Origin of the sequence: Vibrio sp. 10N.286.45.E10, from assembly GCF_002874195.2 — a bacterium.
Taxonomy (GTDB): domain Bacteria; phylum Pseudomonadota; class Gammaproteobacteria; order Enterobacterales; family Vibrionaceae; genus Vibrio; species Vibrio crassostreae.
In genome coordinates this window covers 479,155-493,311 of sequence record NZ_MCWD02000002.1, presented here as the reverse complement: position 1 = coordinate 493,311, position 14,157 = coordinate 479,155, and the positions used below count along the sequence as shown (strand labels likewise).

The 14,157-nt window shown below is 44.9% G+C and carries 13 protein-coding genes; 8 read left to right on the top strand and 5 right to left on the bottom strand.

The features are described 5' to 3' along the window. Positions 1-65: 65 nt before the first annotated feature. The 5 genes from BCU34_RS15355 to uraH form a co-directional block, all read right to left on the bottom strand. Positions 66-1,304, bottom strand: a complete 1,239-nt coding sequence (locus tag BCU34_RS15355; protein ID WP_008220977.1) for an alpha-xenorhabdolysin family binary toxin subunit A — start codon at positions 1,302-1,304, stop codon at positions 66-68. A gap of 690 nt (positions 1,305-1,994) precedes the next feature. Beyond that, positions 1,995-3,359, bottom strand: coding sequence for an 8-oxoguanine deaminase (locus BCU34_RS15350; protein WP_102479765.1), 1,365 nt, complete (start codon positions 3,357-3,359; stop codon positions 1,995-1,997). Between the two features lie 161 nt (positions 3,360-3,520). After that, on the bottom strand, positions 3,521-4,972 hold the full coding sequence (locus BCU34_RS15345) for a nucleobase:cation symporter-2 family protein (RefSeq protein WP_102479764.1): 1,452 nt from the start codon (positions 4,970-4,972) through the stop codon (positions 3,521-3,523). Positions 4,973-5,197: 225 nt separating this feature from the next. Next, complete coding sequence (locus BCU34_RS15340) at positions 5,198-6,541, bottom strand: NCS2 family permease (protein WP_102479763.1); 1,344 nt, start codon at positions 6,539-6,541, stop codon at positions 5,198-5,200. Between the two features lie 304 nt (positions 6,542-6,845). Then, the gene (gene uraH / locus BCU34_RS15335) at positions 6,846-7,199 is read right to left on the bottom strand and encodes a hydroxyisourate hydrolase (protein WP_004732855.1); all 354 of its coding nucleotides are present in this window, start codon (positions 7,197-7,199) and stop codon (positions 6,846-6,848) included. A gap of 412 nt (positions 7,200-7,611) precedes the next feature. On the opposite strand from uraH, the gene puuE reads away from it, so the two are divergent. From puuE to BCU34_RS15295, 8 genes are all read left to right on the top strand, one after another. After that, positions 7,612-8,532, top strand: a complete 921-nt coding sequence (puuE, locus tag BCU34_RS15330; protein WP_102479030.1) for an allantoinase PuuE — start codon at positions 7,612-7,614, stop codon at positions 8,530-8,532. A 23-nt stretch (positions 8,533-8,555) separates the two neighbouring features. After that, a complete protein-coding gene (uraD, locus tag BCU34_RS15325) occupies positions 8,556-9,071 on the top strand; it encodes a 2-oxo-4-hydroxy-4-carboxy-5-ureidoimidazoline decarboxylase (RefSeq protein ID WP_048658942.1) in 516 nt (171 codons plus the stop codon). A 123-nt stretch (positions 9,072-9,194) separates the two neighbouring features. Further along, entirely contained in the window at positions 9,195-10,181 is a 987-nt protein-coding gene (gene alc, locus BCU34_RS15320) for an allantoicase (RefSeq protein ID WP_102479031.1), read from the top strand. Between the two features lie 14 nt (positions 10,182-10,195). Continuing rightward, on the top strand, positions 10,196-10,756 hold the full coding sequence (locus BCU34_RS15315) for an ureidoglycolate lyase (protein WP_102479032.1): 561 nt from the start codon (positions 10,196-10,198) through the stop codon (positions 10,754-10,756). A gap of 14 nt (positions 10,757-10,770) precedes the next feature. Beyond that, entirely contained in the window at positions 10,771-12,087 is a 1,317-nt protein-coding gene (locus tag BCU34_RS15310; protein ID WP_102479033.1) for a urate hydroxylase PuuD, read from the top strand. Positions 12,088-12,351: 264 nt separating this feature from the next. Continuing rightward, a complete protein-coding gene (locus tag BCU34_RS15305; RefSeq protein ID WP_017061600.1) occupies positions 12,352-13,125 on the top strand; it encodes a TIR domain-containing protein in 774 nt (257 codons plus the stop codon). 143 nt (positions 13,126-13,268) lie between these two features. Continuing rightward, positions 13,269-13,508: a hypothetical protein gene (locus tag BCU34_RS15300; protein WP_102479034.1), complete on the top strand. Its 240-nt coding sequence runs from the start codon at positions 13,269-13,271 to the stop codon at positions 13,506-13,508. 16 nt (positions 13,509-13,524) lie between these two features. Next, positions 13,525-13,998: a GrpB family protein gene (locus tag BCU34_RS15295; RefSeq protein WP_102479035.1), complete on the top strand. Its 474-nt coding sequence runs from the start codon at positions 13,525-13,527 to the stop codon at positions 13,996-13,998. Positions 13,999-14,157 lie beyond the last annotated feature (159 nt).

Genomic DNA, 14,157 nt, shown 5'->3' with positions numbered 1-14,157 from the left:
TGGTCTTACTGGTTTAACTTATAGCGAGGCTTCGCTTTGCCGAGCTATTTGTCGATGGGTATGGACTACTCCATTTCTTGAATATAAGCATTATTTGCAAATGCCTTAGCTTTCTCGCTGATGTTATTCCAGTTCATTTCTGCAACCGATGTATTGGCTAATGCACCGATAGCACCAAGCATTGCGTCGTCTTTCATGATATCGGCATTGTTTTGAGCTTCATCCAATGCAGCAAGCAGTGATGTGAAGTCGGTGTTCATTTGCTGCCAATTTAACTTGAGCTTATTAATATGTGGGATAGCGTCTTCAATTTGCTGAGATATAAGGTCAATGCTTTCTGAAGAGCGATGGTAAGAGTTATATACCTTTTGTGTGTAAGACAACTGTTCTTCTAAATCTTTAACTTCATTTTGCAGTTCGTTGCGAAGCTTACGCGCTTTCTCTGCTTTATCTCCGTAGACACCCATAATTGGTACGGCTACTAAAGGGAACCACGCGTAGGTGACGGCAGTAGAGGCAACCGTGACATAGTGCGTGTAGTCTTTGTTGAGTTGTGCGATTCGGGCATTGATATCGTTCACTTGCTGTTGAAGTACGCTGCCATCATCCGTTAGATACCCGTTATGGGTCCCTTCCAACACTTCAAGTTGTAGCTTTTGCGTGTCTAGTTGCGCAGAAAAGTCCAACAGGTTGTCACCCACATCGGACACCTCTTGCTGGTATCTCAATGAAAAGTTTTGCAGGCTTTTCAGATAAGCAATCGCCATTTTTCGGTTGCGCTCAACAGCCTCGATATCTTCTGGTAACGGTGAAAATGCCTTTGCCAACATCTCATTAAGGGCGTCGCTCAAAGGGTTGAGCATGTAGTCTTTGATTTGTACATAGTTCGCTAGGCTCAATGAGAGGTCCACGATGCTTGGGTACAGGTCTTTTTTCCAGTAGAAAGCGGTGTCATGGATATTGGAATATTGCTGAACTAAAGCTTGGAAGTTAGAAAAAGGGATGTCGTTAGGAATGCTAAAAGCCGATTTCATGCTGGTTTCTGTTACGGGCAGTGCCAGTGCTCCCTCGACATACGCTTGAATCTGATACCACTCTTGCTGTTTGAGGATGAAATTGTCGGTTTCTAGATCGATAAAAACGCCATTTTCACCGGTGATCGTATCGTAGGTGATCTGAGGTATGTTCTGTTCGGCTGACGCTTGATTAACTTGAATTGGCGCTGCTTGAGAAGTGAAAGCAAAAGAGGAAAGCAGTCCAATCGAGATCGAAGATAATACCAGCGTTCGTGTGATTTTTTTCATGTTTTATCCCTGTTAGATTTGTGATTAGCTTTTTTAGAGACAATAAAATCCCCTACCATGAAAATGGTATTCCTATATATTTATGCGGGTTTATTGAATTATTTATATTGTTATTGTTGTAATTATGCTGTGGGTTTTAAATACACTCTCCATTAATGCGCTTTTTGTTTTTATAAGATTTGGTCAATCTATAGCAAATTTATAATGAAAAGTTCTATCTAGATCACATATTGGGATTCATATTGTTTGATTGTTGATCTATTGAATTTGGTGATATTTAAATCATTAGTTTCCATTCTTTCTTCAGGCTATATCTAGAAAGGCGTCGGCGATTTTTATTCTATTCACCAATGAGTTAAATGATAAAAATGTAATTATAATAATTGTTGTGATTATTACTAAATCTGTTGATTGAATTGATATTTATATAAATAGAACAAGCGTTTTAAATTTGACCTGTGCCAAATAACTAAGAGGTTTAATATTTAGATTTAATTAAATTAGCTAGATTTAAATTAGCAATAATTAAATTAGTGATGTTAATTGTAGGGTGAGGTTTGGTTGGATATTTAAGGGAAGAACAACCAATAGGACGGCGTATCTAATAGTCAGGAGTGAATTAGTATTAGCAGTATTAAGGAAGCTTGCCTATCATAGTGATATATACACTATGATGGGCAAGCATTGGCGTTAGTTATTATTCATTGCCAGTTTACCGAGTTTCATCGCAGCGGCGTGGTGACGGTGCATTAACTGCTCCATGTCTACGCCGATCACCGAACCATCGTTAACTCGCCATTTTCCGGCAACCATTACTTTGTCCGCTTGTTGAGCGCCGCAGAGTAGTAGTGCTGCAAGTGGATCGTGGCTACCAGAGAAGCGAATGTCATCAAGTTTGAACATCGCGATGTCAGCTTGTTTACCGACCTCTAGCGTACCGATGTCGGTTCTGCCCATTGCCGCTGCAGAGCCTGATGTTGCCCAGCGCAGTGCGTCGAAGTGAGATACGTTTGCTGAGCCATATTGCAGACGTTGTAGATACATCGCCATGCGAACTTCGGCAATCATATTGGAGCCATCGTTTGAAGCAGAACCGTCCACACCCAGCCCGACCTTTACACCCGCGGCCTCGAGGTCATTATTCTTACAAATACCGGAAGCCAACATCATGTTGGAAGTTGGGCAGTGGCTGATACCTATCCCTGCTTTACCCAAACGCTTAATCTCTTCTGGGTTGAAGTGAATACCATGAGCAAGCCAAGTGCGTTCATTGAGCCAGCCGACATCTTCTAGGTAATCGACAGGGCGCAGGCCAAACTTCTCAATACAGAAGTCTTCTTCGTCTAAGGTTTCGCACAGGTGCGTGTGCATCATGACGTTTTCACGCTCACTGATCTTGGCGGTCTCTTTCATTAGATCGGTGGTGACCGAGAACGGCGAACAAGGCGCGAGTGCGATTTGAATCATCGCGCCTTCATCACGCTGGTGGTAATCACGAATCAAGCGCTGGCTGTCATCAATGATGGTTTGTTCGGTTTGAATGGTGTGTCGTGGAGGTAGCCCACCTTCATCTTCCCCAAGACTCATTGAACCACGTGTGAATATGGCTCTAACGCCCAGCTTCTCTGCGGCCTCGACTTGTAAATCAATAGCGTGCTCAAGCCCATTAGGTAGCAAGTAGTGGTGATCGGATGCAGTAGTACAGCCCGACATCATTAATTCAACCAGCGCCAGCTCTGTAGCTAGGCTCATCATCTCAGAATCGAGGTTGGCCCAAACCGGGTAGAGGCTTTGTAGCCAATGGAAGAGTTCTTTATTGAGTGCGCCGGGGTAGGCACGCGTCAGGGTTTGGTAGAAGTGGTGGTGCGCATTGATAAGCCCAGGAGTCACAACATGACGAGAGGCGTCGACGCTGTAATCTACGGGTAAGGTTGGCTCTTTGTGTTTGCCAACCAGCTCAATGATTGTATTACCTTTAATGACAATGCCGCCTTCTGCATCAGCGTGTGAGCCAGTGTAGATTGCGAGAGGATTCTTAATCCAGATGGTTTCCATTCATAGTAGTCCTTAGCCATCTCAGCCTTTTCAGGGAAGAGGGTCTTTATTTGGTATTTGTTGTTGAAAGATAAATTCGAATCAAGGGCGATGAAACAATTAGTGTTCTAGTTACGCCCGTGATTCTACGGAAATCGTTTTAACGCTAATTAGCGAATCATCTAGTTAGTTTTTGGCTCAGGGTTTTCTGATGCCGTTTGAACGTCAGGTTCTGTTGTTGCTTGTTGAATCTCTGATTGCTCGTTTGAGTGTAGTTCTTCTTCAGCCTGTTCTTTCATTTCTAGCTCAACTTGCGCTTGGCTCTCGGCTAACGCTTCTTGCTCTTCTGCTCGTGAAGATTTTGGTAAAACAAGGTTCAGTAGTACCGTCATAATAGTACCGGTAGTGATACCTGAGTGAAGAAAGTTCGCTAGGTCATGTGGTAAGTGTTGCAGCAACCTTGGTTCGAAAGTGACGGCCAAACCAGACGCTAAACCAACACAGATTACCAAGGCATTTCGCTTGGTGTCTGCGGCTTTGATCAACATTCGGATACCCGCGTAAGCAATCATACCGAACATCACGAAGCCCACACCACCTAGAACAGGTTTCGGAATCGTGACGGCAATAGCAGCTAATTTCGGGAATAAACCACCTAAAATTAGCAAACCACCGGTTGCAGCCACTACATAGCGACTTGCTACACCTGTGATACCTACAATGCCGACGTTTTGACTGAATGACGCCAATGGCATTGCCGTTAAAATCGAAGATAAGGTACTACCAAGTCCATCGCCCAACAGACCACGTTTTAAGTCTTTACCGCTGACTTGGGTTTGGCAGTTGTTGCCTAGTGCCATGAAGTCACCGGTTGCTTCGGCGATAACCACGATGTACACCAAACTCATGCTGATGATGGCACTCGCAGAAAAGGTAAAGCCATATTTGAAGGGCTCAGGTCCACCGATCCAAGCGGCAGAGCTGATTTGCTCAAGGTCGACCATGCCGAGTGATAGCGCCACAATGTAGCCGCCCGCCAAACCAATCACGATGGCCGAAGCGGCAACCGCGCCTTTACAGTAAACCGATACGCCAACCACAATCCCCAAAGAGATCAGTGCTAGAAACAGCTTTGGTAGCGTGGCGAATTGTTCCGTGTTGGCAGGGGAGTCTCCGACCCAATTCATGGCAACCGGTAAAATGGTTAATCCTATTAGGGTAACCACCACACCACTTACCACGGTTGGGAACAGCTTGCGAACCTTGTCCATATAGAAGCTGGCACCAATCACCACGAACGAGCCTATAAGCGCTGAGCCCATGATCGCGGCGACACCACCTTCGTTACCGATTGAAATGGCGACACCTAAAAAGGCAAAGCTTGAACCCATCACAACGGGCAGTCGAATACCAATAGGACCAAAGCCAAGACATTGAGCGACAGTCACAATACCTGACGCCAATAGCGCCGCATTGATCAGCGAGACGATCTCTGTGTTAGGCAGGCCAATTGAAGCACCAACAATAAGGGGGACTGCAACGATGCCACCAATCGAGGCGAGCATGTGTTGCAATGCGAGTAGAAGGGTTAAGCCGTGAGGCGGTCTTTCATTTAGGGTGTACAGAAGTTTCATTTGATATTCCTCTGCCTGCGTTTCCGTTTACAGGCGATTGGCGGTCAAATAATGACTTCTACAAACTGCGTAGGGTCATAAAAAAGGTGCACTGAATCAGCAGGGATTCTGCTCTCTCGTCATCAATACAATTAGCTTTCTTAAAAATCATATTGTTGCTTGGCTCGCGAACCAGCCAAGCAACGTTGTGAGCAATCAAGAAATGACTGCTCAGGAGCTATAGGGTTAACCGATGAACACCAGCTTGGCGATGAAGATAGCCGCTAAGAAGTACATCGAAATTGATACGTCTTTTGTTTTACCTGTTGCAAGTTTCAGCACTGTATAGGTAATGAAACCCAGTGCGATACCGTTAGCGATAGAGAAGGTCAGAGGCATCATCAGTGCGGTAATCGCAGCTGGAGCACCGTTGGTAAAGTCTTTCCAATCGACGTGCTGCATGCTGCTCATCATCACGAATGCCACGTAAATAAGAGCACCAGACGTTGCGTAAGCGGGGATCATACCTGCTAATGGCGATAGGAAAATCGCTGCTAAGAACAACACACCAACCACAATTGCTGAAAGACCAGTTCGTGCGCCTGCTGCAACGCCCGCTGCACTCTCTACATAACTGGTTACTGGCGGACAACCCACACACGCACCTGCCACACTTGAGATACTGTCAGCTTTCAGTGCTTTGCTAAGACCTTCAATTTTGCCCGTTTCAGGATTAGTTAGGTTTGCGCGCTCTGCCACGCCCATCAAAGTACCTGCGGTATCGAACATGTTTACAAAAAGGAAAGCCAAGATAACGCTGATCATCGAAACATCAAGCGCACCCATAATGTCCATTTTTAGGAATGTAGGCGCTAAACTTGGTGGTGCTGCGAAGAAGCCGTTGTAATGCACTAAGCCAAGCATCATGCCGACAAGCGTTACACTCAAAATACCGATCAGTACCGCGCCAAATACTTTACGCTCACTTAGAACCGCAATAATCAAGAATGCGATAGCAGCGAGCAGAGCTTCAGGTTTAGTGAAGTCACCAAGTGATACCAAAGTAGCTGGGTTTTCGACGACAATGCCTGCTGTTTTTAAGCCAATCAGGCCTAAGAACAAACCCACACCCGCTGTCATGGAGTAACGCAGACTTACCGGGATACTTTCAATTATCCATTGGCGGACTTTGTAAAAGCTCATTCCGACGAACAAGATACCTGAGATAAACACAGCACCCAGTGCCACTTCCCAGCTGTAGCCCATTTCGCTTACTACCGTGAACGAGAAGAAGGCGTTCAAGCCCATGCCCGGTGCGAGGCCGACAGGCCAGTTCGCAAATAACCCCATTAACAAACAACCGATCGCAGCACCAATACAGGTTGCGACGAATACCGCACCTGAATCCATGCCAGAAGCGGCCATTATTTGTGGGTTAACGAAGATAATGTAAGCCATGGTAGCGAAGGTAGTGACACCACCGACCAACTCATTTTTTACGCTGCTTCCGTGGGCCTTAATTTTAAAGAGTTTCTCTAAAAATCCGTTATTCGCATCTTGGTTGAGTATTTCTGTTTTACTCTCACTCATGTCAGCAAGTCCTTTTATGTTGTGATCCATTTATTGAATACAGCGAGATTTCAATATTAAGTTTTAAGGTTTTTCCTAGCCACTAGCTCTCTATTTATTAGTTTCCTAACGGTTAACTCCCTAGCTATGCATTTTCCAGCCATTGGTTTCTAACCATCTGTTTTCTAGCTATTAATCTCTAACTATTAACGTTGTTAGTATTTTTATATGAGCGTGCTTAATGAGCGCGCATCATTTTAGATGCACGCACGAATCTGTTTATTATTCGATGGTTGAGCCTAGTTCGAAGTTCTAGGACACGGGACTAACTGCCCCGATAGGTTGAGAAACTGTAAGGCGAGACAAGAAGAGGAACGTGATAATGCGCTTCTGGATCATCTAAGCCGAAACGAATAACCACATCGTCTAGGAAAGGCACACCATCCAATTCCACACCTTTGCTTTTGTAGTAATCCGCAACGTAGAACACCAATTGATATTTCCCCGGTCGGAAATCATTCCCTGCCAGAATCGGCGCATCGGTTCGGCCATCGGAGTTCGTGATTACCGTCGCCAGCTTTTCTGTTGAGTCTTCATTGACCTTATAAAGCTCTACCTTGATCTCTGCACCCGGTAAGCCGTGAGTCGTGTCTAATACGTGTGTTGTTAGTCTTCCCATAGTCCTTTAATAGCGCTTTTGGCGCTCCTCTGTTCCGTGGTTTATCTGTCTGCTTCGACCTTGCAAAGAATGCAACTGGTCACTTTGTTATCACTAACTATGTACGAACTGTACACAATTAGTAAAGCTAATTGTTGGAAAAATGTTAACCATTGTGTCGTTTTTTCTGAATTTATAGATCTTGATTATCGTTTTTTTGGTGAATTTTGGTTTTGTTAAGTTGTTGTTTTTAATTGGTAATAGTGCTTTAATTTAACTTAAATAACAAAATCTTTACATTGAGATAAATAATTGTATACAATAAATGTACAGGGGTAAGGTTGCTCTGTTTATCGAGAATCCATTTGGTTGAATCATTTGGTGACTTACTTAAAGAGCGGCTAAGCCAACCACTTATGTTAGGAGTACTTGGATGAATAAGGATTATTCAAGAAATTTGATCGGTTACGGAGCTAACCCTCCAAACCCTCAATGGCCAGGTAATGCGCGCGTCGCGGTTTCTTTTGTATTGAACTATGAAGAGGGCGGTGAGCGTTGTTTGTTACATGGAGACGACGAGTCTGAAGCCTTTCTCTCAGAGATCCCGTCAGCACAACCGATCAAAGGCGAACGTCACATCAGCATGGAATCCATCTATGAATATGGTAGCCGTGTAGGTGTGTGGCGTGTTCTTCGCTTGTTCGATGAATATGAAATCCCACTGACCGTATTTGCTGTCGCAATGGCGATTGAGCGTCATCCAGACGTTGCCAAAGCCATGGTCGAAGCGGGTCACGAAATCTGTAGCCACGGTTATCGCTGGATCGACTATCAATACATTGATGAGTCAGAAGAGCGCGACCACATGACCAAAGCGATCGAGATCATCCAACAAGTGACGGGTCAACGCCCACAAGGTTGGTACACCGGTCGAACGGGTCCAAATACGCGTCGCTTGGTTGCAGAAGAGGGCGGTTTTCTTTACGACTCGGATGCCTATGACGATGACCTGCCTTATTGGCATACCGAAACCGGTCATCCACAACTGGTGATCCCTTACACACTCGATGTGAACGACATGCGTTTTTCAACCGCGCAAGGCTTCAACTCTGGTGAACAGTTCTTCCAATACCTAAAAGACACGTTTGACACCCTTTATATGGAAGGCGAAGCCGCACCGAAAATGATGTCGGTTGGGTTGCATTGTCGTCTTATTGGTCGTCCCGGTCGTATTGCTGCATTAAGACGTTTCTTAGATTACGTAAAACAGCATGACAGCGTGTGGCTATGTCGTCGAATCGATATCGCGAACCACTGGCACCAACATCACCCATACAACGAACAACAAAATTAGAACGAACAGCAAGGAGGCTTAACGTGACTGAATTTCGATCTTGCCAACCAACAACCATGAACCGCGATACCTTTGTCGCGCACTTTGCTGATGTTTACGAACACAGCCCATGGGTTGCTGAAGCGGTATATGACCAAGGTTTGAATGCCGAAGATGATCATATAGAGAATCTTCATCTGAAAATGGCCTCGACCTTGTTAAATGCCGACCAAGGCAAACAGTTGGCTTTGATCAACGCTCACCCGGATTTAGCAGGTCGAGCAGCAGTAAACGGCGAACTCACCGAGTCGTCGACCAAAGAACAAGCGGGGGCGGGCATCGACCAGTGCAACGCCGAAGAATTTGAAAAATTCACTTCTTACAACAACAGCTACAAAAGTCGCTTCAATTTCCCTTTTATCATGGCGGTGAAGGGAGCCAATCGTTACCAAATTCTTGAGTCGTTCGAGATGCGATTAGGAAATGATAGTGAAACTGAGTTTGCTACGGCGATTCAAGAGATCAACAAGATCGCGATGTTTCGTCTCTGGGATATGTAAGTTAACGGAGTTAACAGCTATCTCAGCCCAGTCTTAGTGCGCTAAAGGTTTGATTTGTAAAAACATAAGCCACTAAGTTCTCATTTTATTATTACTTGATTAATTTCATAGGATTACACGTACATGACCCATAAATTTGAACAGTACATAAACCTTGCAGACGAAAAACTCGGCGCAGAAGCTACGTTCGCAACCGACGACTTTTTCGCCGATAAAAGCCGTTTACTCAGCCATGCAGCACCAGAGTGGAAAGACGACTTATACGACGACAACGGCAAGTGGATGGACGGTTGGGAAAGCAGACGCAAACGCGGTGAAGGTTACGACTACTGTGTCGTTCGTCTTGGCCTAGCTGGCACCATTGCTGGCGTTGATATTGATACCTCATTCTTCACAGGTAACTTCCCACCTTCGGCATCAATTGACGCGTGTTATTCACCACAAGGTGAGCCAACTGACTCAACAGAGTGGCAAGAAATTCTGCCTTCAATGGCACTACAAGGTGATCATCATCATCTTGAAGACATCGAAAGTGACCAAGTATTTACGCACCTACGTTTGAACATCTACCCAGATGGCGGTGTCGCACGCCTACGTGTTTATGGCCGACCAAGCGTGGATTGGGACGCAATAGATTCTCAACAACAAGTCGACCTAGCAGCGGTTGAGCACGGTGGCCGAGCACTCGCATGTAGCGATGAGCACTACGGCAACAAAGCCAACATCTTAGGCCCAGGCCGCGGTGAAAACATGGGTGATGGCTGGGAAACAGCACGTCGTCGTACACCGGGTAACGACTGGGTTATCGTGGCATTAGGTCACCCCGGTAATATCGAACGTATCGTTGTGGATACGGCACACTTCAAAGGTAACTACCCAGACTGCTGCTCAATCCAAGCGGCTTACGTGAAAGGTGGTACCGACGATCAAGTGGAAACACAAAGCCTATTCTGGCGTGAACTCTTGCCAGCACAAAAGCTGCAAGCGCATGAGATTCACGAATTCATTTCTGAGGTAAACGACCTTGGTGCGATTACCCATGTACGTGCAAACATATTCCCAGATGGTGGTATCAGCCGTTTGCGTCTATTTGGTACGAAAGCGAAATAGGTAAGGAAATGAGTATGAGTAATGGAATACGTCGTTTATCCATCGAACCGTTAACCAAGCAGGCTTTTGCTGAGTTTGGTGATGTTATCGAGTCCGATAATAGTGATTTCTTTATGATCAACAGTGGATCAACACGTCGCTATCACAAGCTAGCGACAACGGATGTGCAAGACCAAGACGGAGAAGCGATCATCAGCATCTTCCAAGCCACACCGTTGAGCTACCCACTGACCATCGAAATGTTAGAGCGTCATCCACTTGGCTCTCAGGCATTCGTTCCATTACTTGGTCAACCCTATTTAATTGTTGTTGCACCAAAAGGCGATAACCCAACGTTAGCCAATAGCCGAGCTTTCTTGAGCAACGGCCGTCAAGGAGTGAACTATCACAAAGGGGTGTGGCATCACCCGGTTCTTGCGCTCACGGATCAAGACCAGTTCTTGATTGTCGATAGAGGCGGAGAAGGACATAACTGTGATGAAGTTTATTTCGACAACGATCGAGTGGCATTGCATTTGGAAGATATGCCAACGGAAGACAACAAGGAAGAGCAACGCTTAGCTAAAGCGTTGTGATACAGGAGTTTATTATGGATCCGCATATTACAGAATGGTTGAATTTAGCAATACGCTGGGCTCACATGATTGTTGGTGTTGCGTGGATAGGCGCATCATTTTACTTTGTTTGGTTAGAGAACAACCTTAACCGAGTTAACCCTAAAACGGGCCTTTCAGGCGACTTATGGGCGATTCACGGCGGTGGTATTTATCACCTAAAGAAGTACAAACTTGCGCCACCAGAAATGCCAGAGCACCTGCACTGGTTCAAATGGGAAGCCTACTTCACGTGGATCACCGGTGTGTGTCTACTGGGTGTGGTTTACTACCTCAACGCTGAAATCTACCTGATTGCACCGGGCTCTGGCCTTGATTCAACAACGGCAATCGCGATTGGTATTGGTTCATTCGTTGCTGGTTGGTTTATCTACGACTTGCTGTGTGACTCGCCATTAGGTAAAACCCCCGTGTTGCTTGGCGTAGTGCTGTTTGTGTTGCTCGTTGCTGCGACCTATGGTCTAACCCAAGTGTTCAGTGGTCGCGGTGCTTACATCCACGTAGGTGCCATCATTGGTACCATCATGGTGGGTAACGTATTCCGCGTTATCATGCCGGCGCAGCGTAACTTGGTGAAAGCGATTGAAGAGAAGCGCGAACCGGATCCGGCATTACCAGCGAAAGGTCTACTGCGTTCTCGTCACAACAACTACATGACACTGCCAGTGCTGTTCATCATGATCAGTAACCACTTCCCAAGCACTTATGGCTCGGAATACAACTGGCTGATTCTTGCTGGGTTAGCGATCTTCAGTATCTTGGTGCGTCACTACTTTAACACCCGTCATGGTAGCCAGAAGTTTGCATGGACAGTACCAGTAGCGGCATTGGGTATGATCACGCTTGCGTTTGTTACCTCACCTTACGCGAAAAAACAGATGACTCCGGTTGTGCAAGCGCCAGTGGTTCAAGAAGCGCAAGTGAGCGCGACAGAATCGACTCCAGAAGATCTTGCTGCGAACAGCACGGCTTCGGCAGTGCTTGACGCTCAAGAGACTCCAGCGTATGCAACGCAACCTGCTAGCGCAGGTGTCAGCTTTGAAACCATCAACAAAGTCATTCAAGAGCGCTGTTCTGTGTGTCACTCATCAACCCCAAGCCACGCCGCTTTTGCTGCTGCGCCAGGCGGTGTGATGTTTGATACGCCAGAAGAGATTAAAGCTAACGTACCAAGAATTGTTGCTCAAACGGTAACAACCAAGGTGATGCCGCTCGGCAATATGACTCAAATGACTGATGAAGAACGCGCACTGATCGGCACTTGGGTAGAGCAAGGCGCTACGCTTCAATAATGATTTAAATCCTTTACCTAAGAGCATGAGTCTTAGGTGAGGCTTGGGGAGAGTTTGGTTTCGGGCACGCGCCAAACTCATCCCACCCTGTTTCCCCGGTTCCTATAACCGGGGCTTTTTGTTTTTGGACAAAGGGAATGCAGAAATACTATTTAGTTAATGGCATATGTGTATATATGTCACTTAGAGTGTTCTCAGTGTTTGAGTAATAATATGCCAAGCTATATTATATGCAGTTAATTGCTTTTTTAAGGTGTGTTTTCAATGAGAAAACCAAGAATATTTATAGCGTCTTCAGTAGAAAGTTTGGATGTGGCAGAAGCTATTAATGTCAATCTAGATCATGAGTTTGAGGTTACTATTTGGAAAAATGGAACTTTTAAGCTTTCTTCCACTAGTGTTGATGACTTGGTTGCAAAGTCATCTTCTGTTGATTTCGCGTTGTTTATTTTTGCTCCAGATGACATTGCTATGATAAGAAGCCGAGAGCAACATGTCGTGCGAGATAATGTGCTTTTTGAGATGGGGTTATTTGTAGGAGCTATCGGGAAAGAGCGTACATTTTTTATTAAACCTCGAAATCAAGAAATGCACTTACCCACAGATCTTCTTGGCTTAATGCCAGCAGATTATGAAGCTAATCGAAGTGATGGTGATCTTGTTTCTGCAACAAATAGAGCTTGCTCATTAGTTAAGGCTGAAGTTAAAAGGTTAGGTTTATTGAATAGAGAATCTTTGAAAGCTAACACGGTGTTGGAAGTTAACTCTAAAAATTATCCTATTTCTACAGTAGATCTAAAGTTCTTATCGGTTGTTCTTTCATCACACACATCTCGCCCTGATGGCTTGGATTTTTTTCAAATTTGTAATGATGTTCACGAGTCAGATAGTTTAATCAGTTTGGCTGCAATTAAATTGGAACGTCTTGGTTATATTGAAAAAACCATCGAGCATGATAGTTGGGGGAACGGCGTGTATCAGTACTCAATCAATGAAGCAGGGATTGATTTGTTATTGGGTTCAGATTTAGCGTCATGATGTTTTAGTTAAGTCATCGTATAAAACACCCAATATAACCGCTTTGAAGGGGATTTTACCGTTATAGGCATAGTAAAGAAATTTGATATGAATCTCTACTCATGGCATTTTCTGTTCCCAATTGACTTTGATTAGGACAGAAAATGGAAGACTTGATAGTTGCGTATTTTAGGGCGTTAAGCGCATTCTTCAGATATATGTTTCAGTCGCTAGTGATCGAATTTATTGGTTACGGAGCTGGCTGGATAGTCTGTAAAATCTTCACATTAGGGCGCTTCCCCCTATTGATTCCAACGGAAAAAGAGCGAACAAGAATCTCTTATATCGGAGCTACTAGCATCGTGTTGCTTCTGTTAGCAATTGGTGTCTTCAATAGTTTGTGATTCGGAGTAAGGATATATGAAATTTTACCCCGCGGAGCAATACCAAGCAGCTTGCAACGAGCTGTTTATCCGATACGAACGTGACATCAAAAAGCTAATCCCTAACGCGAGAGTTGAGCACGTAGGCGCATCTTCTATTCCTTTTGCCGTGTCTAAGGGCGATTTGGATATCTTCGTAGGTGTTGAGCTTGTCGAACTTGAGGATGTTATAGGGAGACTCACAACACTCGGCTTCAATGAGAAACTCGATACCTTAAGAACGCCGGAACTGTGTATGTTGGATTCTACATCTGGGGACGATGTGGCGTTGCAAGTTGTCGCTAATGGTTCTGAGTTTGAATGCTTTCTAACGTTTCGTGACAAGCTACGTGCGGCCCCTGCCCTAGTCGAGCAATACAATGCCCTTAAAATGTCTTGTGAAGGTTGGTCGCAAGAAGAGTATCGTGAAAAGAAAGCGGATTTCATTGAGCATGTATTGGAACTGAAATAGCAACAATGCCCCTCTCTTCTAATTGTCCAATTAACAAAAGTCTTATTAATACAAACTGTTAAGTCAAAAATTATTACCTCTGAAAATTTACCTTGTTAAATTTCCTTCAACCTACCTTATCGCGTTTTATAGTCGAAATTTAAGCAACTAAGCTCACAT